This window comes from Nostoc sp. (assembly GCF_036917675.1).
GTDB lineage: Bacteria > Cyanobacteriota > Cyanobacteriia > Cyanobacteriales > Nostocaceae > Nostoc.
Genome location: NZ_JBALCT010000016.1, coordinates 136309 through 159609, shown reverse-complemented (window position 1 = coordinate 159609; position 23301 = coordinate 136309). Strand labels below are relative to the sequence as shown.

The following is a 23301-nucleotide window of genomic DNA, read 5'->3' as shown; positions in this document are numbered from 1 at the left end:
ATAATTTATGATAATTATGCCAGCGTTATAGAGTAAGCAATTACTCACCAAATTTCCGCCAAATCTAAAATAAATCCTGGCAAAACATCTTCTCCCGATAGAGTTTTAGGACTTTGGGAAATCTCAACTTCTCGATTGGGACGATAAATTTCTACCTGCTGCTGCCTTCTATTAATTAACCAGCCTAATCTTGCGCCATTCTCCATGTATTCCCTCATTTTGGCTCGCGTTTTTTCTAAGGAATCACTTGGAGACATTAACTCAACCACAAAATCGGGACACAAAGGAGCAAATCTTTCTTTTTCTGCTTCGCTTAAAGCATTCCACCGTTCCATTTTCACCCAAGACGCATCTGGAGAACGCTCTGCACCATTGGGAAGTTTGAAACCACCAGAAGAGTCAAAGGATTTCCCTAGCTGATTTTGACGACTCCAATCTCTTAATTGATAAGTTAAATCAGCATTTCGGTCACTAGTACTACTCCCCGTAGGTGGCATAATAATTAATTCCCCTGAAGCCGTCCGCTCAAACTTTAAGTCTCGATTATTTTGACAAAGCTGAAAAAATTGCTCGTCAGTCAGGTCGATGTTTAATTCGAGGGTAGGAGGTAAACTGACAGTGGTAGTATTCATGTTATCAGTTTGGGGAGAAGCCATATATCTATTCTAGTAGTTTGTCAAGTCAACTATGCTGGGTAAATAAGTTTGTAGTCAGGACTTTAGTCCTTAACTGATTCGCTGTTTGACATCTTTGACAACTGGTTCACCCGATTGGGTGAATGCGATCGCCTCATCACCAACTACTCTGAAAGAAGGTACTGTTTTGATTGTGTTAGCGATTATGCCTACAGAATCAAAACTGTTAAATTGGTTATTCTGGCTTTTTATTGTACATCAATAGCTTGTCTATCAAAGGGTCAAAGAGTGGATGAAACCGTTGTAAAATGGCTGTATGCACCAAATTGCCAGCAAGAAGTTATTAACCTGATCTCAAAAATTGGTGTCAATTTACCAGGAATAATTTTCCAAATTCTGCAACGGCAGGATGGTTCTGTGTTTGTTCCTTATGTTAGTTCTGGTTGTCAATACTTGTATGAATTAGAACCAGAAGCTGTCCAGACAGACTTCCAGGTGCTATATAAACTAATTCATACACAGGATATAAAAGCTTTTACAGAATCTATTAGTGTTTGTAGAACCACTCTAACACCTTGGCATTGGGAAGGTCGCATCATTACCCCTAGTGGCAAACTTAAGTGGATTCAAGGGACTTCGCAAGCCGAATTACAAGAAGCAGGCGATGTTCTTTGGAATGGCTTAGTTATGGATATTACAGACCAAAAACAAGCCCAAGAAAAATTGCAACAGAGTGAGGCGCGGTATAAAGCAATTTTGGATGCTATCCCCGATTTGATGTTTCGCATCAGCCGTGATGGTGAGTATCTAGATTTGAAAAGTGATGGAGAAAATATCACTCTTTCGAGAGAAGAAATAGTTGGAAAAAATTTGCAAGATTTATTGCCTAGTGATGTTGCGGCGATTAGCCAAGTAGCGATCGCTAAAACTTTAGATTCTGGAACTTTGCAAACTTACGAATATCAACTACCAACGCCTTTGGGAGTGAGAGATTATGAGGCGCGGTTGGTAGTGAGTGGTGAAGATGAGATACTAGCAATTGTACGAGATATTACAGAACGCAAACAAGCTGAAGTCACTTTACAAAATCTTGCTAAAAAATTTTCTAAAGCTTTTAGTTGCAGCCCCGATTCAATTACTATTAGTACGCTGCAAGAAGGACGCTTTATCGAAGTTAACGACAGTTTTGTGAAACTCTCAGGTTATGAGCGAGATCAGGTGATTGGTAAAACTGCTTTTGAGTTAAATCTTTGGTTACACGATCGCGATCGCCTGAATTTGTTACAGGAGTTGCAAGCCACAGGAGTTGTTAGCAACTTGGAAGTTGAATTTCGGCAAAAGTCTGGCAAGATAATTACAACGCTGCTTTCAGCCGAAGTTATTGATTTAGATGGTATCCAGTGCATCCTAGCAGTCCATCACGACATCACAGAACGCAAACAGGTAGAAGCGCAATTACGACTTTCAGCACAACGCGATCGCTTGTTGGCAGAAACCCTAGTACGAATTCGGTCTTCGCTTAACTTAGAGCAAATTCTTCAAACCACCGTGACGGAAGTCAGGCAATTTCTGCAAGCAGATCGAGTTTTCATTGGTTTAAATAATGCCAATTTAGGAGTCAGAACTCTTGCCGAATCGGTAGATCCCAAGTATCCATCAGTCTCAGGTTGGTCTACTAATGATGAAGCTTATTTACAAGAAATAAGAAACTTATTAAAAGATAATCTTGTGCGTGTCATTGAAGACATAACACAAATAGCAGTATCTCCCAAAGTTAAAGCACACTGTCGAAAATTCCAAACGAAGGCTACTTTGGCTGTACCAATTATGCTAAACAACGAATTATTTGGTGCGTTAATTGCCAATCAATGCTCAGGTTCGCGTCATTGGCAGCCAATAGAAATCGATTTGTTACAGCAGATGTCAGAACAGGTAGCGATCGCCATTCAGCAAAGCCAGATATGCCAAAAACTAGCAGAACTCAACACTAATTTAGAATACCAAGTACAAGAGCGGACAGCACAGTTGCAGCAGAAAATGCAAGAAGTTGAAAAATTGCATCGCGTCAAAGATGTTGTTTTACATACGGTTGCTCACGATTTACGAACTTCGGTGATGGGTAACTTGATGGTGTTAAAGAATTTGTTAAATCAGGGAGTGGGCAGTGGGGAAGCAGGGGAGCAGGGGAGCAGGGGAGCAGAATTAATAACCAATGCCCAATGCCCAATGCCCCATGCCCATTACCCCTTATCCCCAGAGGGGTCCCCACCTTCCCCAATTCAAGTATCTCGCTCAATCATCGAGCGGATGATTCAAGGCAATGATCGCCAACTGACGATGATTAATTCATTGTTAGAAATTAATTCCTGTGAAAAACAGGGTATTGAAATCAAGCCCGAACCTGTGCAAATTAGCACCCTACTGGGAGGAATATTTGCCCAGTTGGAACCCATACTGACACAAAATCAAGCGACTCTGAAGAACTTGGTTCCCGTAGATTTACCGTTAATAATGGCAGATGAGACTCGGTTGCAGAAAGCTTTGGCACATTTAATAACACATAGCTTGCAAAATAATCCACCAGGATTAAATTTGACTCTGAGTGCCACCGTTGAAGCTGGAATGATTCGCACTCAGATTCAAGATAACGGTGTGGCTATGAGTAAACTAGAGTGCGATCGCCTATTTGATCTGCATGTTCGCGATCCCCAAGATTCTTGTTCTACAAGCATTGGCTTAAAAATGTATCTTTGTCGAAAAATTATCAAGGCACATGGTGGCAAAATTGGTGTTATTAGTAACCGCAAGCGCGGGTTAACTTTCTGGTTTACATTACCTCTAGCAACTTCATCCGCAACAAATCGCCCATAAATCACCAAAAAGTGCGAGAGTAAATAACCAGTAAGGGAAACACTCTCGACAGTATGGGCAAAGTTGCTCGGATGCAAATGTCTACTCAATTTACAACAGTGCAAAGGTGGTGGAGAAAAACCTTTTCTGCACCAACAGCAGATGAAATGACTACTCTTTACAAAGCTTGGCGTAACCGTTTTTTGTGGCAGAGATTACATTTATGGTTATCGCTGGTGCTGATTTGTCTGTTGTCTTTTACTTTGCGAGACATTTACGGCTTGTTTTTCCCTTTAAAGGAGTTGGAAAGGCTGCCAGAAGTACTTAGAGCTAAAAGCCTTGTAATCAATGTTGCAATGGTTATAAGTATAATTATTTGCTTTGCCTTACATAAAACTAAGTTAGGTCGTCATCGTCCAGATTTATTATTTTTGGGGTCTTCTTGGTCAATTAGTCTAGCATCGCAGTTGTTTGCAACCATCAGGGGTTTCGCACTACCCGACACCATCGGTTGGTCGCTGCTGTTTTTAAGCCAAGCTATATTAATGCCAGTCTGCTGGATTCTTCACTTGCTGACTCAAGTGGGTGTGCTGGCTTACTATTTTGGTGTAAATACGGCACTTGGGCTAAAAACACCAATCCCCGATCACCCAGAAATATATAATGTAACCTTCATTTTATACATATCTTGGTTTTGTATTATATGTGATATCGGTGTTTATCTGTACGATCGCCTGCAACGCTCTGAGTTTTACGCCCGTCAAGAACTAGAATCTGCCTACCAAAAGCTTAAGGTTGCAGAAACTAAATATCGCAGCATTTTTGAAAACGCTGTTGAAGGGATCTTTCAAAGCAGTCCCGATGGACGTTACATTACGGCAAATCCGGCTTTAGCACGCATTTATGGCTACTCCTTAGCAGAGGAGGTGACAGCAAATTTCACTGATATTGAACAATTGTACGTTGATCCAAACCGCCGCATAGAATTTGTGCGCCTGATGGAAAAGTATGGCAGCGTTTCCGAGTTCGAGTCCCAAATTTATCGCCGAGACGGGAGTATTGTCTGGATTTCGGAAAAAGCCTATGCAGTCTATGACGAACATCTTAAACTGCTTTACTACGAAGGTTTGATTGAAGATATTACCCAACGCAAACAAACTGAAGAAGAACTACGAATATTTTTCCATGCAGTTTCCCACGACTTACGCAACCCAGTGCTGGGTACTTTAATGGTGCTGAAAAATTTGCTTTCACGTCCAGAGGAAAATATTTGGATTTCACGCTCAATTTTAGAGCGGATGATTCAAAGTAGCGATCGCCAACTGAACTTAATTAATTCGTTGATGGAAGCTCATGTCAGCGAAGTGCAAGGTGTTGTTTTACAACCTCAATCCGTACAATTACTGTCAGTTATCGAAGCTGCGATCGCAGATTTAGAGCCATTGTTAGCACAAAATCAAGTCAAGCTCACAAATCTGGTATCCGCAGATTTACCATTGGTAAATGCTGATCCCACGCAACTATGGCGAGTTTTTTCTAACTTAATCGTCAACGCTCTCAAACACAATCCCCCGGAATTCGTTTTGACAATCAACGCTACCCGTAAGGATGACATGATTTATTGTACTGTTAGTGATAACGGCGTGGGAATTAATCAACAACAAAGCGATCGGCTTTTTGACCTTTATTTTCGGGGTGCAAGTATCGGCAATTCTGTAGGCTTGGGATTGGGCTTGTATCTCTGTAAGCAAATCATCAATGCTCACGGCGGCGAAATTGGTGTGAATAGTGCATTGGATGCAGGCGCAACCTTCTGGTTTACATTACCTATTAGCTGACCGAATTTTAGATTTTAAATTTGGGAAAATGGAATTGAAGATTCTTGCATCCGTGTATTAGTGACTAAAGTAACCCTTTAAAGGTGACTTTTGACACAGGTGTGTCCCTGATTATTCCGATTATATTGAGAATATACAAATCAAGCAATGCAAGGGTAAACGATATATGAACCGCTTAAAATCTATTCTTCTTGGAGGCTTATTAGCAGCTGCTTCAATTGCTGCTCTTTCTCAAAATGCTAATGCTGCTGAATTTAAATCTGAGCATGATCGTTTTAATCGTGATACTGTAGCTTTTAATAACAGTAAAATTCAACGCGAACGTCAAGTCCGTGAACAACGCGCTCGTGAATTGCGCGAACGTCAAGCTCGTGAACAACGCGCTCGTGAATTGCGTCAACGTCAAGCTCGTGAACAACACGCTCGTGAATTGCGTCAACGTCAAGCCCGTTTTAATCACTAATCTGAAAATTTTCCCTCATATTATGTTAGGAGAGTAGCAATATTCTCCTTTTTTATTTGTATAAATCTGCTCAAATTAATGTCTAAACTCCAGTAATCAAGGATTCTGAGTAAAAGTACATAAATAAATGCGATCGCTCAAATAGATGCGATCGCATGAACTAAAATTAAGAGCATTAATTAGTACAACATTTCATTAATCATAGCGAATTCTCAGCGTACCTCTGCGCTTTCCTCTGCGCCCCTTTGCGTTTAAACTTCAACCCTCAATTCGCCACGATTTTACGCAAAGCTGTACTTAGTAAGATCCCCTTTTTGTTGTAACGTGTTTAGCTAGCGGAAATCTCTATTGAAAAATTCTCAAAACTTCCTAGCATCTTCAATCTCCGTCCCTGGTAATGGAAGTGTATTTTCAGACCTAGCTCCTTGAAGTTTCCTCGGATCAAGTCCCAATGCCTCCAATACTGTAACCGCAATTTGTTTGCTAGAAACTTTCTTAATCTGAGAAGTCCCCTTGACACGAGTTTCTAGTCCATGACTACTGAGGATCAGAGAAATATGGGTATCATCATCAGAAAAACCGCCGTGTTCTGCCCTTTTGGTGCTGTTTGAAATCACATATCCTGGTTTAAGTTTGATAATCACATCAGGAGTACGATCTTCCTGCAACGGATTGCCAAAGCCTGCTGCCAATAGTGCGCCACCCGAATAAACTGTATCAATTGCTGGATTTGCCAGTTTCTTTAAAACAGTTGTTGCAGTGCTAGCTTGGCTTTGATTCTTAAGCCAGAGTAAAGCAACATCATCCTGAGTAGCTTGATTAACTGTGATACCAGCTTTCGTTAGGGCATCTGTAAAAGTATTTTCGGGAATCAGGGTAGCTGTTCCCAAACGAGGATTTTGACCATGTTTCGCTGTCAAGACTATCAGTGTCGAGTCAAATTTCCCCTGTTGCTTTAAGGTATTTATTATCTTGCCGATACTAGCATCCGTATGTTCTAGAGCATTAATTAATCCTGACGAAGGTGTGCCATTAGTGGTAATACCACCATTACTGCTGGCATCCTTCTGGGCTACGCTGAGAGCTTGGAAATTCATGCCAAAAATGGCGGGAGTTCCGGGTTTAGTTGTGCCTCGTGAATTTTTCCCAGCAATTTCGTTGAGTATCGCATTGACCTTCAGATCATCGTAAGCTTCCGTGAGGTTAGTGTCTTTAGTTGTCGTTTTAAATGTGAGATTAGCAGGATTCTGCGCTGTTGATTGGTCTACAAGTTTACCATTTTCTAAAGCAACTTTAGCATTTATTTCTGGAGCGTAGAAGTCGTCAACTCCCTTGCCAGAAAGACCGTTGGCAATGTCATAAGCAGGATGTTTATCACTAAATGCAGTGTGCAAACCTGAAGCTTTTGCGACCTCAAAAATGGTGTTTACTTTCAAATAGTTGTGAGGATAAACACGATTTCCATTACTATCTACTGGTAATTTGCTTGGGTCAATACTATTTATCCCGAAGTCACCCCCACCACTGAGGAGATTCGAGTTTTTATCAATGTTTTCCGCAAATTCAACTTCTATACCAGCAGGAGAGCCGGGTTTATCTGATAATATCCGACTATATGTATCATCATAATAAACCCCAGTGGTTTTGGGACTTGCTCCTGTTAAGTAGTTTAATGTACCAGGGAAGGAATCGGAGGGAGTGCTAGTAAACGCGTTAGTGTAACTGATACCTGTTTGTCTTAAACTATTAATGTTTGGTAAATACAGTTGTAGTTTGGGATCTTCCAAATCTGCTTGACGGAAACCATCAATTGATAGTAGAAGCACGCTCTTAAACTTCCCAGGACGCTTATAGAAGGGTTTATCATCCTTTTTCCAGGCATCAGCTATTTTGACTATGGGCGAGGAGTAGTCATATCTAATTACTGGAGGCTGTAAGTATTGAATTGGTATCATGATGTTTGGATGTGCTGTGTAAACAGAGTTCTAGAAGTTATTTTTGATAGTCACGCTTGGGCTTATGTTAATAAAGCTTCACAAAAGACTACTAAATCTTCAATAGCAACTCTGGTATTTTCAACCTCAAGATACGATTCAAATATTAAGAAGAGGTTATGTTAAATAGTGACAAAAGGTTATGAGGTGAAACCATCTGACTGGCAGGAGGGCATGATTTAATGTTGCGGCTATCAACCTTGCCCGTAAAAATTCAGGTTCAATCTCATCAATTTTTAAATCAATATTTGCATCTATAATCTAGCGGTTAGGTTTCCATAAATATACTCGTATTTGCTATTATTCAGGAAAAAATAAACGGATAGAACAAGAAAATCCAGGTAAAAGTGGCGATGTTATTTCATCATCGCCTAACAAAGTAGCAACTAAAACCAACTGTGCTTTTTCTCGCCGATAAACTTCGACTTTTTGAGTGAAGCGATCAACAATCCAATACTCACGCACGCCTTGAACTGAATAAAGTTTCAGTTTTGCTTCTTTGTCTCGAAATTCATTTTGTTTACCAGGGGATAAAACCTCTAGGACTAAATCTGGTGCGCCTGTCAAATGTCCCGCTTCATCTTCAATTTGCGCCAGTCGTTCTCGACTTACCCAAACTACATCCGGTATAACGCTATTTGCTTGCGAAAAAATCACTCCTGGAGCCACAATTGTTTCCCCTAAACCACTCGAATCTGACCAAACATCGAGTTGTCGGAATATTTTACCACAAACCTGTTGATGACGAAGGTGAGGAGTGCGAGCGACAAAGAGTTCTCCATTAATAATTTCATAGCGCGTCCACTCATTTTCGGGTAGAACCTCTAAATCGTAAATTGTCCAGCGTACTCCCTCAATGGCTTGGTTCATGATTGTCCCCGTTTGGCTCGTTGCCTTTGTTTAATTTTATCTTTTCTTCGGGCAAGGCAACTATGGTGTTTAAAATAATTCGTAGTTCGTAATTCGTAATTCGTAATTAGTTAAATTAGAACCATAATGAAAAGCGGAAGATCAGGCGAAACTCTGTATGCTGACATTTACTCAACTTAAACCACCTAATCCCGATACCGCAGTCACCTTTACTCTGGCGTTGACAGCAGAAGAACGTACCCGCAGTCGTCATCGCTTTGAAATAGAAGATGGTAAGGTTGTGTTTTTACATTTACCCAGAGGAACTGTGTTACACGATGGTGATATTCTGCAAGAAGAAACCCATAGCAGTTTAATCAGAATTACTGTCAAATCAGAACTAGTACTGACTGCCTTTGCCCAAACACCACTTTTATTATTACGGGCGGCATACCATCTGGGAAATCGTCATGTACCTGTAGAAATTACCCCAACTTATTTACGCTTGTCCTCAGATTCTGTTTTACGCACAATGTTGGAACAATTGGGGTTAGAAGTTAAAGAAGAAATTTTACCGTTTCAGCCAGAATTGGGAGCTTATGGACAACACTATCATGCTCACTGATAGCCATCTCTTGAGCATTTTACAGCTGGCTAGCCCCACTTTGCCTGTGGGAGCATATAGTTATTCTGAAGGCTTGGAAATGTTGGTAGAAAATGGTACGATCGCTAACCAGATACATCTCAAAGATTGGCTAAAAGCAGAGTTGCTCTACGGGGCAATTCGGTTAGAGGCGGCGGTGATGGTACGATCTGAGCAAGCTGCAAAAATGGCTGATGTTGAGTCGCTATGCAGTTGGAATTTCTGGTTATCGGCTGCTAGGGAAACAGAAGAGTTACGCGCCTCTAGTTGGCAGATGGGGCGATCGCTCATCCAATTACTTGGTAAACTAGAACCGCAGATTATGCCTATTGCCAATGCTGTAGGTAATCCTTGCAATTATGCGATCGCTTTTGGCATTGCCGTTGCCCATTGGCAAATCAGCATCAAAGCCGCATTACTCGGATATCTGCATAGTTGGGCAAGTAATTTGATTACTACTGGCGTGAAACTTATTCCCCTTGGACAAACAGCAGGACAGCAGTTATTGCTAGATTTGCAACCATTATTTAGCGCTGCGGCGTTGGAAATTATCGCGTTGGAGGATGATGAACTCGCCTGTTGTAGTTGGGGTTTGTCGCTGGCGAGTATGCAGCATGAAACGCAGTATACAAGGTTGTTTAGAAGTTAGGGCATTGGGCATTGGGCATATAGCGTTTCCTAATTATATGAAGTACATCATAGCCCCCTCCTCGCTTGCGGGGAGGGGGTTGGGGGTGGGGTTCTTGTACCTTACTCAACCGAGAACCGCTATAAGCTAAAGACTAATAACCAAAGACAAAGGATAAATAACAAATGACAATAAATGCATTTCGAGTCGGAGTTGCTGGGCCAGTGGGTTCGGGGAAGACGGCTTTGGTGGATGCTTTGTGCAAGGGATTGCGTGAGCAGTATCAGATTGCGGTGGTGACGAATGATATTTATACTCAAGAGGATGCTCAGTTTTTAGTGCGTTCTCAGGCGTTGGCAAGCGATCGCATTTTGGGTGTAGAAACTGGTGGTTGTCCTCACACTGCCATCCGCGAAGATGCTTCGATGAATTTGGCAGCAATTGAACAGTTAGAGGAACGTTTTATCGATTTGGATTTGGTCTTTTTGGAAAGTGGTGGTGATAATTTGGCTGCTACTTTTAGTCCAGAATTGGTGGATTTAACGATTTACGTCATCGATGTTGCGGCTGGCGATAAAATTCCCCGCAAAGGTGGCCCCGGCATTACTAAGTCTGATTTGTTGGTGATTAACAAAACTGACCTTGCACCCTATGTCGGTGCAGATTTAAGTGTGATGGAACGGGATGCTAAGAAAATGCGCGGTGATAAACCTTTTATTTTTACTAATTTAAAAACTCAGTCAGGACTTGCAGATGTAATTAACTTTGTTTGCACAAATATCTGTTAAAAATAAAATGATTATGAGTCAGAATTGAGCAAAAATGTTTCGCTCAACTCTCTAACTTTTCACGACATCTGGAAAACCTCACTTCTATTTCTCTCTCCTTGTAGGAGAGAGACTTTGAATTTTCCCCCTTCCCGTGTCGGGAAGCTACGGTGTACACACAAGTCCTAAAAACCTAGCTTTATCAGGCTTGACTTGTTCCTCGTTCCCATACGGAGTATGGGAATGCATTCATTGAGTCTCTGACTCAATATTTAACTGGAGGCAGAGCCTCTAATCAGCCATTCCCATGCTCTGCATGGGAACGAGAGAACGAGAGAACAATGAGAAATCGAGCTTTTTTCGACTTGTGTGTACACCGTAGGTGTCGGGAAGGGGGTAAGGGGGTTAGGTTTTCATGGGCTACTTAAACAAACGAGTCATTTCAAACAATTGCTGGGCATTACTTCCTAAAAAAGCATCGAAAAGTATTTGCTCTCCAGATTCCACTTCCACTAGATAGCGCTGGGCAATTTCATAATAGGCGTAAGTCCAAGGGATCTGAATCTCTGCGCCACTGTTATCATCTAACACTGTCACCATTTCTGTTACTGCTTGAGTTGCCGTTTGCCGCAAACCACAAGCAACATTTCCCTCTATCTCTGCTTTCATCGCTACACCCACGTTAGCCAAACCACTGGCGGTAGTCTCAATGTCTGGATATTCTGGGGTGTTCTGGCTGTTGACATAGCCTGTAAAATGGTTGACAGCATATCCGTGTAGCAACACCCAAGCCCCATATTGAGTAGCCTGATTCACCTCTTCGACAACAGAACGCCGGGGAGGTAGCCAAGGGCGGGTGAAGACTTGCTGGAGTTGTTTGGCAATAGTTTCAATATTCCCGTCTTTGTGTAGAAAAGTCAGGGGTAAAGTCAGTTCGTCTGAGATTGAAGATACTGTTTTAGAGATGAGTTGGGCAATATTAGCAGGTAATTCATCGACAATCAACTCGCTAATAAACAGTTTGGGTAAGTTAAATTCCTCTTGCTGGGGATGACGATAATGACGGGCGTATAAATGGGTTTGAGCAAAATTATACTCTCCAGCCGCCACGTAACCTAAAGCTTCTGCAAGTTGCCCCAAATAGTCAATTCCCAAGTTAACTTGACCTTGTGGACTATCTACTAATAAACGCAAAGACCGAAAGGCGATGTGGTCGTTGGCAACAGTCCCACCCGCAGCAGTTATCATTTTCTGGTAAGTACGGGCATGATTTACCCTAGTGCTGTATTCTTGCCAAAGTAATTTCCATAAATGAAAGGCTATTTCGGGTTTCATAAAGTATTGGGTGGGCATTGGGCATTGGGCATTGGGCATTGGGCATTGAGAGTTCTGAGTCAAGAGCTAGGAATTATTATTTTCCTCCTCATCTCCCTCATCTTTTAAGAACTTAAAATCTCGCTGATAATCTGAAGGGCTATCTGAATTTGGTCGCTGTCGATAACTAGAGGTGGACAGAAACGAATTGCTGCTTTACCGCAACCTAGTAACAATAAACCGCGTAAAAAAGCTTCTTGGATAATGCGATCGCGCAATTTATGATCAAGATTACCCTGTTTATCCAATAAGTCCACCGCAACCATCAAACCCTTACCTCGTGGCGGCGATACTCTAGGAAATCTTTGATGCAACTCGGTAAGACTAGCTTGTAATAATTCTCCCATCTGGGTAGCGTTGGCCATTAAACCACTTTCCAGCAGTCGGAGAGTGGCAATACCAGCAGCACAAGCTACGGGATTACCGCCAAATGTGGTGGCGTGAGAACCAGGAGGCCAAGTCATTAACTCAGGTCTGGCAAGTATCGCTCCTAATGGCAGACCACTAGCGATGCCTTTGGCTGTAGTAATGATATCAGGCATGACACCCCAATGCTCGATCGCAAATAAGCGACCAGTCCGCCCCATTCCCGCTTGGACTTCATCCACTACCATCAGAATACCGTGGCGATCGCAAATCTCCCGAATCCGTTGCAAGAAACCATCTTCGGGAACAATATACCCACCTTCTCCTTGAATTGGTTCGACTACGATCGCCGCTACTTCTGGCGGTGGTAAAATTGTGCTAAATAGCTGTTGTTCCAAGTAATCTAAGCTAGCGTGAGTGCCGTAGGGAATATGAGTCACCCCAGGAAGTAAAGGGCCAAAATTAGCTCGCTGCACTGTTTTGGAACCCGTGAGAGACATTGCTCCATAGGTGCGTCCGTGAAATGCACCTAAGAAGGCTACGATTAGCGATCGCTTGGTGTAATATCGAGCTAGTTTGATGGCTCCTTCGTTAGATTCTGCCCCGGAATTGGTGAAAAATACTTTTGCAGGAAACTCAGCGTTATTCTGTGGCTGGGGAAAAGGGGCGCGAATCGCTAGTTGTTCCGCTAGTTCCACCATCGGCTCATAATAAAAATCCGTCCCTGACATGTGCAGTAGACGCGCCGACTGTTCTTGAATTGCTTTGACGACTTCCGGGTGGGCGTGTCCGGTGGCGGTAACGGCAATACCTGCGGTCATATCCAGAAATACATTGCCATCTACATCTTCCACCATACAGCCCTGGCCGCGAAATGCAACTAAGGGATAATCGCGGGTGTAAGAAGGGGAAGTTACGGCGCGATCGCGTTTTACAATTGCTTGAGCACGAGGCCCGGGTAAAGAAGTTATTAGGCTGGGTGTACGAGGTAAATTTAGATTAATAGGGATAGCTAACATAATTTTTTAGATTTTTTAAAGATTACTGATGATTAAACGCTAAAAGTTGATTGCTTACAGTAGCATTTGATTCCATTGGTGTAGGAATTACGCATTTAACCAAAAATTAGAGTATACGTCAGCGATTGGGGAAAAATACGGATAATTTGTCATAATCCTCAGAGGTATTTCAGGAAAAAGCTTCATAGTAAGGGATTTCCAAGAAATAAATTGTCCTTCTTGTGGGGTGGGCATCCTGCCATTGGTGTCAACTTCAGCTTAAACCCCTTTAAAACCTCATTTCCAGCCAGAGGCTGGAAATGCTGCTCTTGGCGGCTCTGCCGCCAGCAAGGGAGGCGGAGCCTCTAGAATGGCGTTCCCAGTCGGAGACTCTTGACGAGACAATGTGTAAGTCCTGTTTAAGAAAAAAATCGTGACTTTAAGAAAAAAATCGTGACTTTAAGAAAAAAATCATGACTTTAAGGAAAAAATCATGATTTTAAGGAATAAATCGTGATTTTAAGGAATAAATCGTGATTTTAAGAAAAAAGTCGTGATTTTAAGGAAAAAATCGTGGCTTTAATGCAGAAATTTGGATTTTAAGGGAAAAATTTGGATTTTAAGAACGAAATCGTCATTTTCCTAACGATGGCTTCTCCATCCGTAGTGATGGTTGCTGAAATTATGACAACTTGCCTAACAGCCAAACACACCCTTGTCTTGGGCTTACGAAATGTCGGGGCAATTCATGAATCAGACGTGTCAACTTAAGGTAAAAGTTATGTCCCGCAAAGAACTGAAGTTTCTTGTTCATAGCAAAAGTAATCTAAAGATTACTAAATATCCCCAAAAATCTTTAGTCTACTTCAGTAGACTTTAGCTAAAAGCCAGAGAACTTTAGTTCAAGCCGGGTAACGAAGCTAACAGTTAAACTCTTTCTAGCTTAACTTGACACCAATGGCGAGACGCTCACCCCACAAGAAGTAGGTGAGTATTTTTTTATTTGGAAGTCCCTAAAGACTTTCGTATTTTTTAAGACTTTCGCCCGTTTTTATCAAAAACATCTAATTTCCACCGACTCAACTAAAAAACTTCTCCACGCATCTGACAAATATCTCCACACCCATTCCCAACACCGTCTCATCAAAATCAAACCGAGGATGATGATGCGGATAAGCCAAATCTTTCTCAGGGTTAGCAGAACCTAAGAAGAAATAGCACCCAGGAACCTGTTGCAAGAAAAATGACATATCTTCAGCAGCCATAGTTTGGCATTCTGGCACAATACCCATTGGGGTTTCTACCACTTCTTCTGCTACAGTTCGCACCAATTCCGCTATCTTAATATCATTAATTACTGGTGGATAAAGTGACCAGTATTCTAAGTCATAACTCGCACCATGACTTTGACAAATTCCAGCAATAATCTGCTCGACGCGCTGGTGGAAAAAGCCCTTCAAACTAGGATTAAAATACCTGACACTGGCACTCATTCTCGCTGTATCAGCAATCACATTCCGCTTCGTTCCAGCATGAAGTTCGCCTACTGTCACGACAGCCGAATCAATGGGATTAACATTCCGAGCGACAATGGTTTGCAAAGCATTCACAATTTGAGCAGCAACTACCACGGAGTCAACAGTTTGATGGGGTAGTGCGCCGTGTCCACCTTTGCCCAAAATTGTGCAGTTAAAGCACTCCACAGCTGCCATCAACGCCCCAGCCCGCACACCCACTGTTCCCAAGGGCAAATTATTCCACAAGTGCAAACCGATAATCGCGTCAACATCAGGATTTTTCAGAACTCCAGCTTCAATCATCGGCTTTGCCCCTCCTGGTGATTCTTCTGCTGGCTGGAAGAGAATTTTCACGATACCAGAGAAGTCTTGGCGATGCTGCTGGAGATGGTAAGCTGTACCTAAAGCGATCGCAGTATGTCCATCATGTCCACAAGCGTGCATCACTCCATCATGCTGCGATTTGTAGGGCACTTCGTTGAGTTCTTGGATTGGTAAAGCATCCATATCTGCCCGAATCGCCAAAACTTTTGGATTTTGGATTGTTTCTGAATCTTGCTCCTTACCTTTTATGGTGGCAACAATGCCAGTGTGAGCAATACCAGTTTGATGCTCAATTCCCCATTCTTGCAGCTTTTGTGATACAAATTCAGCCGTCAGTTTTTCTTTAAAACCCAACTCTGGTTGTTGATGCAATCGCCGCCGCCACTCTACTAATTGCGGTTGCAATGAACGGATTGCCAGTCGGATGCGAGACAGGTCAACAGAAGAGGGATTGGGAAAGGTAGAAACCATTATGAAGACAAACTAGTTTAAGTACAGCTACTTAGTTTATTTTCCCAGTTTATCGTAGGGAGTGGGGAGTTTGTTACCTTTTATGGTGGCAACATTGCTAATAATTCAGTTAGGAACGTAGATTAAATAAAATGCAAAACTTCCTTCATCCTCTCTCACGATCCCTCTCCAATATATCGGAGAGGGATTGAGGGTGAGGTAAGCCAGGGACATAAATTGTATGTTATTTAATTCTTATTCCTTAGTAGAGAACAAGTAGTTGATCATCCCGCCAGCTTGCCAATAGGACTTCAGAACACTTTGGGATTTGGGGAAGTGCGAGTGGAAAGCACTATTTTTTTTTCGGCTGGCTTTTCTAAGAAGTTTTCGGATAGTAATTTGGTCAAAGCATCGGGATGTAGTTGCCAGTTTAATAATCCAGATAACCCCATTACCAAGCCAAATATAGTTGGAACCAAGGCGAGGTAGAACAACCATCTTTTCTGAGATAGAGATGTAATAGCAAATAGCGAGACAGAGAGCGATAAGGAGGCATCAGCTAGGTCAAACTGGTCGTCATGGTAATTCAGCTGGTCATAGGTTGTTTGATCTTTTTCGGCGGCTACCCTCTGTTCCTGCTTTTTCTGGTCTTCTTTATCAGCAATGACTTGATAAGCCGCAATCTGTTTTTCATAGTCAGCCCTCACCACAGAAGGTTGAGAAAGAGACTGCAATTTGAGTTGCGTCACATTTAATTTGGCTATTTCTTCACGAATATTACGCGCCTGGTATAACGCCCAATCGTCAATTTTATTTGCTTGAGCTTGCTGCATTGCCTGAACCAGATTATCGTCTTTGACTTTGCAGATCCCCATAAAAGTTGCGATCAATGCAACTGCAATTGCAACACCACTATTTAGACGACTTTTGCGTTTTTCGCGGTTAGCTGACGTTTCGGGTTCATCGTTTTCCGGCTCAACCATGTCAATCGGGTTTATGTCCATATCGTCATACCCCATTATCAGTTAAAATCAATTTTGCAACCAACCAGCCATCACAGCAACTATCAAAAATACACCCATCGCCAAGCGGTAGAAAATAAAAATCAAGGTACTGTGTTTTTCTAGGTAGCGTAGGAGTCCCCAAATTGCTAGAAAAGCGGAAATGCTGGCGGAGATTAAGCCCACTAACAAAGTCAACCAACCAGCTGCACTCAGTCCGGCTTTCGTAAGTGTGTGGAGTTCTACAGCACCTGCCAAAATCACGGCTGGTAAGCCCAACAAAAAAGAAAATCGGGCAGATGTCTCCCGTTTCATGCCCAAAAATAACCCAGCAGTGAGGGTGGAACCAGAGCGAGAAACGCCAGGAATCAGGGCAAAAGCTTGAGCAACCCCTACCCAAATGCCATCCCAGAGGGTGAGGTTGTCGAAAGTGCGATCGCGTCCTCCGCGTTTTTCGGCGATCGCCAGCAATCCTGACATAATAATTGAAGCCGCTCCGATAACTACTAACCCTCGTATTGGTGAGTTACAGGCGTTAAGAATTGGTTTGAGTAGCACACCAGCCACAGCAATCGGCAAAGTTCCTAACAATAAGCCTAACATCAGTTGCAAAGAACTAGATTGATAGTCTTGCCTGCTAATTGCTCTAACTGTCTCTCCGGTTAATTTTTTTAAGTCTTGCCAAAAATAGACTAAAACAGCAGTCAAGCTAGCTAACTGCATTGCTGCGGAAAAAGCAGACCCCGGATCTTTCAGTCGCAGTAGAGTTGGCACTATCCGCAAATGAGCAGTACTGCTAATTGGTAGTAGTTCTGTAATTCCCTGAACGATGCCTAAAATAATCACGTCAATCCAGCTAAAGTTAGCAAAGTCTAGATTTACTTCACTACCGTTGCCACAGACTGCACTCGCCACCACAAAAGAAAGCATCATCATGTCAGGCGTAAATAATTTACTTTTAATCAAATACCGATAAATTAGCTTATGCTAGTGACGTTTCCGTGACTAAGATATGCCACTTGAATGACATTTATATATCGCGTGTTCGCGCCGGGTGTCGTCAGACAAGAAAATACCATTTGCTAATTCTAAAAACGTCTTTAAACATTCATAAAACATTCATACAGCGTTTTTCAGGTAAATGAGGTACACAGGTAAGGGCACAACATTGTTGTGCCCTTACAATAATCTGTACAGAGGCGCTTGTTGCAATCTGCTGTATTTGGCACAGACGAAAGCTGCTAATGAAGTGGTGTTTTACTCACCAAAGATGAAATAAGGCAGGTAAATCCTGCCTGGTGTGTCACTAGAGTTAGGTTAATTTCATTCTTCCTCACCATTGCACGTCTTATTGACAAAGCTATTACCAAGTTATGTCAGAACTGTGACTGCACCAGTTGTAAAAAGTGATTGGACGTTCGCTACTTTTTCTCCAATGCCCAATGCCCAATGCCCCTGATCAGTGCTGAGTTTTGAGTGCTGAGTGTTGAGTGGGAAATCTCACTTTTTTACTCGCAAAAGAGGAACTGTTTTGCCCAATACCCAATGCCCCATCCCCAATTTAAAGTGTCAGTGTTTCCCAATCTAAATCTGATGCTATTTGAGCAAGTTTATCTAAATCAGTCAGGTTATCTAAATAGGGTAAACAGCCTAAAACTGGTGTGTTAGTGAGTGATTGGATCAATTGGTGTGGTGTCCAGTCGGCTATTTCTGCATCCGTTCGAGGTTGTACGCAGTTCAAAACAATGCCTTTGAGATTGACGCGCGATTGTCTAGCTAATGCTACATTCGCCACTGCTTGAGCGATCGCACCTAATCTGACTGGCACTACCAATACTGTTGGTAAACGCCATTCTCCCGCTAAATCGGCTACCGTCAATTCCTCAGTTACTGGCGAACCTAAACCTCCCAAGGCTTCTATAAGCACAAAATCACGATGCGATCGCAATTTCGACAAAGCTTGCCACACAAGAGCTAAATCTACTCGGCGATTTTCCCGTGCTGCTGCTATGGGAGGGGCTAAAGGTGCTTGAAAGTACAAAGGTGTAATTTCTTCTGGGGATTGTTCTAGTGTAAATAACTTTTGATACCACTCGCGATCGCCAATTCCCGATTGAATCGGTTTCATGATTCCCCAGCTACGCAACGGGTAATATTTTTGCCAATAGGCTGCTAACGCTGTTGTTAAAACAGTTTTGCCAGCTTCGGTATCAGTTCCAGTAATCAGTAGTGTGTTTAACATTAATTTCTTTGGCCAGAAAACGGTTGTGTTCCATCAACCGGCGGGAAAGTTGGCGTTTCACCACTCGGAGGAAGTGGGGTGGGTGTTTCTGTCGGAATTGCCAGGGGTGTTTCTGTCGGAATTGCCAGGGGTGTTTCTGTCGGAATTACCAGAGGTGTTTCTGTCGGAATTACCAGAGGTGTTTCTGTCGGTGTTGGTTTGACTGGTTTTTCCAATACAACATTGAGATTGTAATTGCTTTCGGCAACTCCTGAAACCAGTGTTAACTCAATAGTATATTTACCAGTAACCAGCAATGTGCCTTCAAAGGATGTTACTTGCTGGGCATTATCAATTGGTTGTTGATTGGGACTTAAGACTGCTAGCAAAACGCTGCTTCTTGGGTCAATAAACGCAGTTAACTTGTCGCCTTCCTGCCCAAAAAAAGTGTACCGGATTATTTGATTTGTTTTGAGAGTATCTTGAACCGTGGCTGTGTTATTAGATGCTGCCAGATTGAGGCGCTTAGTAGATACAACAGGTTGATCGTTAGTGGGTGTGGGTGTGGGTGTGAATGTAGTACCACTAGAAATCACTGGTGAAGGGAAATTTTGTGGAAGCGTCTCAGTTGCTGGTGTTTTCGGCTGGCTGCGGATGGAACTGACCAGCGCCCAAGAACCAAATCCCGCTATGATCACTACAGCGCTGCCAATTGCCCCGATCGCTAAAGGATTGTCCAAAACTGAGCTAGTGGGACGTGCTGGAATTACAGGATCGGGTTGTTTCTTGGGCGAAGCTGCTGGTGATACTAGGTGAGGACGGCGACCAACAGCCATTGTCTGCAAGTTCGATACATCGGGGGTAGAAACACTGGGTTTAACCAGAGATTGCAGTGCTTGCGATACATTAGCAGCACTTTGGTAGCGATCGCTCGGTATATGATTCAACATTCGATTTAAAACCAGAGCAAATCGCGGATTAACTCTTACCCACCGTTGCCAATTCCAAGTTAGTTGGTTTTCGTCAAATAGCTCCTTTGGTTCTTTACCAGTCAGCAAAACAATTGCACTCACCGCTAATCCATACAAATCACTACTAGGATAAGCTCCCCCTGTTTGCATTTGTTCACTCGGAGAGTAGCCTAATTTTCCCACGGTGGTTTCTGGCATTGCACTCTCTGGCGATCGTAAACGCGTTGCCAGTTCCTTTACCACCCCAAAGTCAATTAACACAGGTTTAGCGTCACTATCTCGCAAAATAATATTTTCTGGCGAGATATCCCGGTGAATAATCCCTCGACTGTGAATATGCTCTAAAACAGGCAGCAACAACACTATCAGCCGCAATACTTCAGCTTCTGTGAAGGTTTGACCCACAGCTATCCGTTCAGCCAGCAGAGTTCGGTAGGTTTGACCTGCAACGTAGTCCTCCACCAAAAATAAGCGTTGATCTTGCTCAAATCTTTCCCGGAATTTAGGGATTTGTGGGTGTTGTATTTGATACAAAATGGCAGCTTCTCGGTGAAAAAGCTCTTGTGCGTTCTCCCAAGCCAAAGCCTCTGTTGCTGTTGGAATCAATTCTTTGATCGCGCAAAGTTCGTTAAAGCGCCTCTGGTCTTCTGCCAGATAGGTTCTACCAAATCCTCCTTGTCCGAGAATTTGAATTATGCGGTAACGGTTTTGCAAGACAGTGCCAACTGTAATGGGTGGTTGCATGATCGAATGATTGAGTGTAATAGCAACTGAGGAGGAAGTCACCCACAAAGATTAAGTCCAAGAGGCGACATACAGTTACCTGCGGCAATATTCTACTATACCTAATGGGTAGATCCACACCAGAGCAAGGTTGTTTCGTACTGCTTGAAGAAGAATTCAGAAGTCATATCATGTCCGCTTGATTGCTTATTAAACCCGAAGAACCCCAAAGAGCCAAAGCTATGCTTTGTCTCCCCTCCTGAAGAGCGGCTACCGTGTATACACAAGTTATCCGATTACTCAAAAGTCCTCTAAAACCTCAAAGAGTCCTATCTTTAATCCCTCTCCTTACTAAGGAGAGGGACAGGTTTTACGTAGTAAAACCAGGGTGAGGTATTTCAGGGACTATGAGACTTAACCGGAAATTGCGTTCAGAAAGACTTGTGTATACACGGTAGCCTGCTTGCGGGGTGGGGTTCTTTTATTATGGGTAATTTGGCGAACATGATATCAGGACTAAAGCCGAAGAAGCTCCGCCGAGGCATCAGAATCAAGACGCTTATTCAGCGTTCGATGGTTCTGGAATTCTTCTTCCTGGGAAAACGATAGATTTTGAAATATTCAAAGTTAACTTGAGAATCCAAGTTATACAAATCACTCATCTCTTTTTCAATCAATCCTTTGGGAAATAGATAATCACGATTAACTACGATCAAAACTAGATCCGCACGATTTGTTAATTTTTCAATTTTTTCGGCAAAATTTTCATTCTTAATTCCCTTTCTTAACCGATCTCCCAAATCCCTTCCATCCAGAGTTAGAGTGTCACCGTAGTATCTAAATAATCTAGGATTGCCAAATAAAAATACAGATTGCGTAGAAGAAGAACGATTTTTTATAATGTAGTGGATCGCAGAGCGGTAGTCATCTTTCTGATAGTCATCATTGAAGTAGTAGTTAAAAAGAGAATAAATATTCAGAACTATCAAAGATATGACAGCGATTTGAGCAAACTGCGACACTCCATAGCGCTTTGAACTAATACCAGGTCTTTTACTCAAAGCTGATGGGATAAGCATGGCAAGTGGTAGCCAAAGATAATAAGAGTGACGCGGTACCCAATTAAATTTGGTAACTATAGCTAAGAGCAATCCTAGCAAAAATGCCATGACAAGAACAGAAGCAAAGAAGTAATCAGGATGCTGTTCTCTGTTATTTTTTTTGTGTCTTAATAAAACTTTTATTAAAGCCAGAAAAATTATAGTACCGACAATCACCAATAAAAGTATCTGAGGCCAGTAACGAAATATAACCTGTACTCTATCATCGCCGCGCAACTGCTCCATTGAAGGCCCGTAAGTTGTCCCCACTAAAATCCCGTGTAACACGAAAATAACATTTTGAATTATGGGGAATCCCAAGCGAGAAACCGAAATGCTTTCTGGATCAGTTGCTCCAGGTAAAGTTAGGTAATATAAAACTGGCGGTAAAGATAAAAACCCAGCCGGAAGCCACCATCGCAGCCATTGCCGGAAATTTCTATAGATGGCAATATGAGATAGACATAGAGCTATAGTGGAAAAGCAGAAGTTAATATTAGTAAAAATTCCTATGGCAGTAAAAAGACTAAATAGCCATATTGAAATACCTTGATTAGCTTCATTTTTAACTAATACCGTGCTGAAGAAATATAGTTGAAGTGAAGCTATAAACATTGCTAAGGCATAAATTCTTGCCTCTTGGCTGTAGTAAATACAGAAAGAACTAAATGTCAGAATTAGCAAAGACCAGAAAGCGTGCTTTTTTCCATATATCCGCAAAGCAGTAAAAAATATAACGATAGTTGAGCCAATTCCTAAAACAGCAGAGAGTGAGCGAAGGGCAAATTCACTTTCACCAAATACCTGACGCCACAAAAACAAAACTATGAAATACAGGGGTTGAAATCTATCACTATTTCCGATATATCTTACTCTCGCAATGCTCTCTTGAAGGGTCGAAACATCGGAATTAGTTAAACTTAAACCCTCATCATACCAAAGACTCTGGTTTGAGAGCATAAAGAAGCGGAGAACAACACTCAAAAAAATCACTATGAAAACAGAGAGATAATATCTTGACCATCTCTGATTTTGCATTTTTATCATAATTTTATTTCTTCTGCATAACACTATAGTAACTACTGCGGCGTACCTTCTTTCATCCCAACTTCCGGGACAATGAATCAGGCAAATGCTTCAAAACAATGTAATAAGTCAAGAGTAGTCTGTTAGTGATACTAGGATAAAGCGTTTTCTGTCCTGGTACTTTTAATTAGATAATTTAACTATTTTAGAAATACTAATCAATGTTTACTTAAAGCGATCGCACAGATACCGCTCAACATCAACCCTGCTCCTAACCATTGGGAAATCAAAACTTTTTCTCGCAAAACTACAGCACCAGTGATCATTGTGAATATAATTGTTAATCCGATCACTACTGGATAGGCAACTGATAAATTCAGTTTCCCTAAAACTACCACGTAAAAAACCGTACTCAGACCATAAGTACAAATTCCTCCCAGTAAATAGATATTTAACGGGCTTTGTCCTGCTCCTAGTTTTAATAGATTTTGAGCCAGTGTATTTAACCCCACTGTGATTAAAATCAGCAAGCTAAAAACTATCTGGTTGTTCATGGTGAAAAT

Annotated in this window: 20 protein-coding genes; 8 read left to right on the top strand and 12 right to left on the bottom strand. The window is 42.1% G+C overall.

What is annotated here, in order from left to right; genetic code table 11:
* Window positions 1-44 precede the first annotated feature (44 nt).
* A complete protein-coding gene (locus tag V7K31_RS05770) occupies window positions 45-632 on the bottom strand; it encodes a Uma2 family endonuclease (RefSeq protein WP_335093447.1) in 588 nt (195 codons plus the stop codon).
* A 109-nt stretch (window positions 633-741) separates the two neighbouring features.
* Between V7K31_RS05770 and V7K31_RS05765 the strand changes: the two genes are divergently transcribed.
* From V7K31_RS05765 to V7K31_RS05750, 4 genes are all read left to right on the top strand, one after another.
* Window positions 742-900, top strand: coding sequence for a hypothetical protein (locus tag V7K31_RS05765; RefSeq protein WP_335093123.1), 159 nt, complete (start codon window positions 742-744; stop codon window positions 898-900).
* A 23-nt stretch (window positions 901-923) separates the two neighbouring features.
* A complete protein-coding gene (locus tag V7K31_RS05760) occupies window positions 924-3506 on the top strand; it encodes a sensor histidine kinase (RefSeq protein ID WP_335093121.1) in 2583 nt (860 codons plus the stop codon).
* A gap of 77 nt (window positions 3507-3583) precedes the next feature.
* Window positions 3584-5323 (top strand): PAS domain-containing sensor histidine kinase, encoded by a 1740-nt coding sequence (locus tag V7K31_RS05755; RefSeq protein WP_335093119.1) that lies wholly within the window; start codon window positions 3584-3586, stop codon window positions 5321-5323.
* Window positions 5324-5489: 166 nt separating this feature from the next.
* Window positions 5490-5786: a hypothetical protein gene (locus V7K31_RS05750; RefSeq protein ID WP_335093118.1), complete on the top strand. Its 297-nt coding sequence runs from the start codon at window positions 5490-5492 to the stop codon at window positions 5784-5786.
* A 359-nt stretch (window positions 5787-6145) separates the two neighbouring features.
* Here the strand turns inward: V7K31_RS05750 and V7K31_RS05745 are convergent, their stop codons facing one another.
* Both V7K31_RS05745 and V7K31_RS05740 read right to left on the bottom strand, forming a co-directional pair.
* The gene (locus V7K31_RS05745) at window positions 6146-7741 is read right to left on the bottom strand and encodes an alkaline phosphatase family protein (RefSeq protein WP_335093117.1); all 1596 of its coding nucleotides are present in this window, start codon (window positions 7739-7741) and stop codon (window positions 6146-6148) included.
* 339 nt (window positions 7742-8080) lie between these two features.
* Window positions 8081-8650: a Uma2 family endonuclease gene (locus V7K31_RS05740; protein ID WP_335093116.1), complete on the bottom strand. Its 570-nt coding sequence runs from the start codon at window positions 8648-8650 to the stop codon at window positions 8081-8083.
* Window positions 8651-8807: 157 nt separating this feature from the next.
* On the opposite strand from V7K31_RS05740, the gene ureE reads away from it, so the two are divergent.
* The 3 genes from ureE to ureG all read left to right on the top strand — a co-directional run bounded on the left by ureE (window position 8808) and on the right by ureG (window position 10688).
* Window positions 8808-9254: an urease accessory protein UreE gene (gene ureE / locus V7K31_RS05735; protein WP_335093115.1), complete on the top strand. Its 447-nt coding sequence runs from the start codon at window positions 8808-8810 to the stop codon at window positions 9252-9254.
* Window positions 9244-9921, top strand: a complete 678-nt coding sequence (locus V7K31_RS05730) for an urease accessory protein UreF (RefSeq protein WP_442941221.1) — start codon at window positions 9244-9246, stop codon at window positions 9919-9921. Before ureE ends, V7K31_RS05730 begins: the two co-directional genes overlap by 11 nt.
* A gap of 170 nt (window positions 9922-10091) precedes the next feature.
* The gene (gene ureG, locus V7K31_RS05725) at window positions 10092-10688 is read left to right on the top strand and encodes an urease accessory protein UreG (protein WP_100901384.1); all 597 of its coding nucleotides are present in this window, start codon (window positions 10092-10094) and stop codon (window positions 10686-10688) included.
* Window positions 10689-11087: 399 nt separating this feature from the next.
* Here the strand turns inward: ureG and V7K31_RS05720 are convergent, their stop codons facing one another.
* On the bottom strand, window positions 11088-12002 hold the full coding sequence (locus tag V7K31_RS05720; protein WP_335093445.1) for a DUF1338 domain-containing protein: 915 nt from the start codon (window positions 12000-12002) through the stop codon (window positions 11088-11090).
* A gap of 104 nt (window positions 12003-12106) precedes the next feature.
* Window positions 12107-13426: an acetyl ornithine aminotransferase family protein gene (locus V7K31_RS05715; protein WP_335093113.1), complete on the bottom strand. Its 1320-nt coding sequence runs from the start codon at window positions 13424-13426 to the stop codon at window positions 12107-12109.
* A gap of 627 nt (window positions 13427-14053) precedes the next feature.
* Between V7K31_RS05715 and V7K31_RS05710 the strand changes: the two genes are divergently transcribed.
* The gene (locus V7K31_RS05710) at window positions 14054-14176 is read left to right on the top strand and encodes a hypothetical protein (RefSeq protein WP_335093112.1); all 123 of its coding nucleotides are present in this window, start codon (window positions 14054-14056) and stop codon (window positions 14174-14176) included.
* Window positions 14177-14484: 308 nt separating this feature from the next.
* Here V7K31_RS05710 and V7K31_RS05705 read toward each other — a convergent pair whose 3' ends face one another.
* From V7K31_RS05705 to V7K31_RS05675, 7 genes are all read right to left on the bottom strand, one after another.
* Entirely contained in the window at window positions 14485-15717 is a 1233-nt protein-coding gene (locus tag V7K31_RS05705) for a M20 metallopeptidase family protein (RefSeq protein ID WP_335093111.1), read from the bottom strand.
* A 290-nt stretch (window positions 15718-16007) separates the two neighbouring features.
* Complete coding sequence (locus V7K31_RS05700; RefSeq protein ID WP_335093110.1) at window positions 16008-16700, bottom strand: DUF4337 domain-containing protein; 693 nt, start codon at window positions 16698-16700, stop codon at window positions 16008-16010.
* 27 nt (window positions 16701-16727) lie between these two features.
* Window positions 16728-17633, bottom strand: a complete 906-nt coding sequence (locus tag V7K31_RS05695; RefSeq protein ID WP_335093108.1) for an undecaprenyl-diphosphate phosphatase — start codon at window positions 17631-17633, stop codon at window positions 16728-16730.
* Window positions 17634-18258: 625 nt separating this feature from the next.
* Entirely contained in the window at window positions 18259-18939 is a 681-nt protein-coding gene (bioD, locus tag V7K31_RS05690) for a dethiobiotin synthase (protein WP_335093107.1), read from the bottom strand.
* On the bottom strand, window positions 18939-20633 hold the full coding sequence (locus V7K31_RS05685; protein WP_335093106.1) for a serine/threonine-protein kinase: 1695 nt from the start codon (window positions 20631-20633) through the stop codon (window positions 18939-18941). The genes bioD and V7K31_RS05685 overlap by 1 nt, the downstream gene beginning before the upstream one ends.
* A 542-nt stretch (window positions 20634-21175) precedes the next feature.
* Entirely contained in the window at window positions 21176-22672 is a 1497-nt protein-coding gene (locus V7K31_RS05680) for a glycosyltransferase family 39 protein (protein ID WP_335093105.1), read from the bottom strand.
* A gap of 284 nt (window positions 22673-22956) precedes the next feature.
* Window positions 22957-23292 carry an SMR family transporter gene (locus tag V7K31_RS05675; protein WP_335093103.1) on the bottom strand — a complete coding sequence of 112 codons (336 nt, stop codon included), beginning with the start codon at window positions 23290-23292 and terminating at the stop codon, window positions 22957-22959.
* Window positions 23293-23301: the final 9 nt, after the last annotated feature.

Bases quoted from the DNA above. Each gene is read 5' to 3' on its own strand.
- V7K31_RS05770 (WP_335093447.1), bottom strand. From the start codon at position 632: ATGAATACTACCACTGTCAGTTTACCTCCTACCCTCGAATTAAACATC.
- V7K31_RS05755 (WP_335093119.1), top strand. From the start codon at position 3,584: ATGTCTACTCAATTTACAACAGTGCAAAGGTGGTGGAGAAAAACCTTT.
- V7K31_RS05750 (WP_335093118.1), top strand. From the start codon at position 5,490: ATGAACCGCTTAAAATCTATTCTTCTTGGAGGCTTATTAGCAGCTGCT.
- V7K31_RS05745 (WP_335093117.1), bottom strand. From the start codon at position 7,741: ATGATACCAATTCAATACTTACAGCCTCCAGTAATTAGATATGACTAC.
- V7K31_RS05740 (WP_335093116.1), bottom strand. From the start codon at position 8,650: ATGAACCAAGCCATTGAGGGAGTACGCTGGACAATTTACGATTTAGAG.
- ureE (WP_335093115.1), top strand. From the start codon at position 8,808: ATGCTGACATTTACTCAACTTAAACCACCTAATCCCGATACCGCAGTC.
- V7K31_RS05730 (WP_442941221.1), top strand. From the start codon at position 9,244: ATGCTCACTGATAGCCATCTCTTGAGCATTTTACAGCTGGCTAGCCCC.
- V7K31_RS05720 (WP_335093445.1), bottom strand. From the start codon at position 12,002: ATGAAACCCGAAATAGCCTTTCATTTATGGAAATTACTTTGGCAAGAA.
- V7K31_RS05715 (WP_335093113.1), bottom strand. From the start codon at position 13,426: ATGTTAGCTATCCCTATTAATCTAAATTTACCTCGTACACCCAGCCTA.
- V7K31_RS05710 (WP_335093112.1), top strand. From the start codon at position 14,054: ATGGCTTCTCCATCCGTAGTGATGGTTGCTGAAATTATGACAACTTGC.
- V7K31_RS05705 (WP_335093111.1), bottom strand. From the start codon at position 15,717: ATGGTTTCTACCTTTCCCAATCCCTCTTCTGTTGACCTGTCTCGCATC.
- V7K31_RS05700 (WP_335093110.1), bottom strand. From the start codon at position 16,700: ATGGACATAAACCCGATTGACATGGTTGAGCCGGAAAACGATGAACCC.
- V7K31_RS05695 (WP_335093108.1), bottom strand. From the start codon at position 17,633: ATGATGATGCTTTCTTTTGTGGTGGCGAGTGCAGTCTGTGGCAACGGT.
- bioD (WP_335093107.1), bottom strand. From the start codon at position 18,939: ATGTTAAACACACTACTGATTACTGGAACTGATACCGAAGCTGGCAAA.
- V7K31_RS05685 (WP_335093106.1), bottom strand. From the start codon at position 20,633: ATGCAACCACCCATTACAGTTGGCACTGTCTTGCAAAACCGTTACCGC.
- V7K31_RS05680 (WP_335093105.1), bottom strand. From the start codon at position 22,672: ATGCTCTCAAACCAGAGTCTTTGGTATGATGAGGGTTTAAGTTTAACT.
- V7K31_RS05675 (WP_335093103.1), bottom strand. From the start codon at position 23,292: ATGAACAACCAGATAGTTTTTAGCTTGCTGATTTTAATCACAGTGGGG.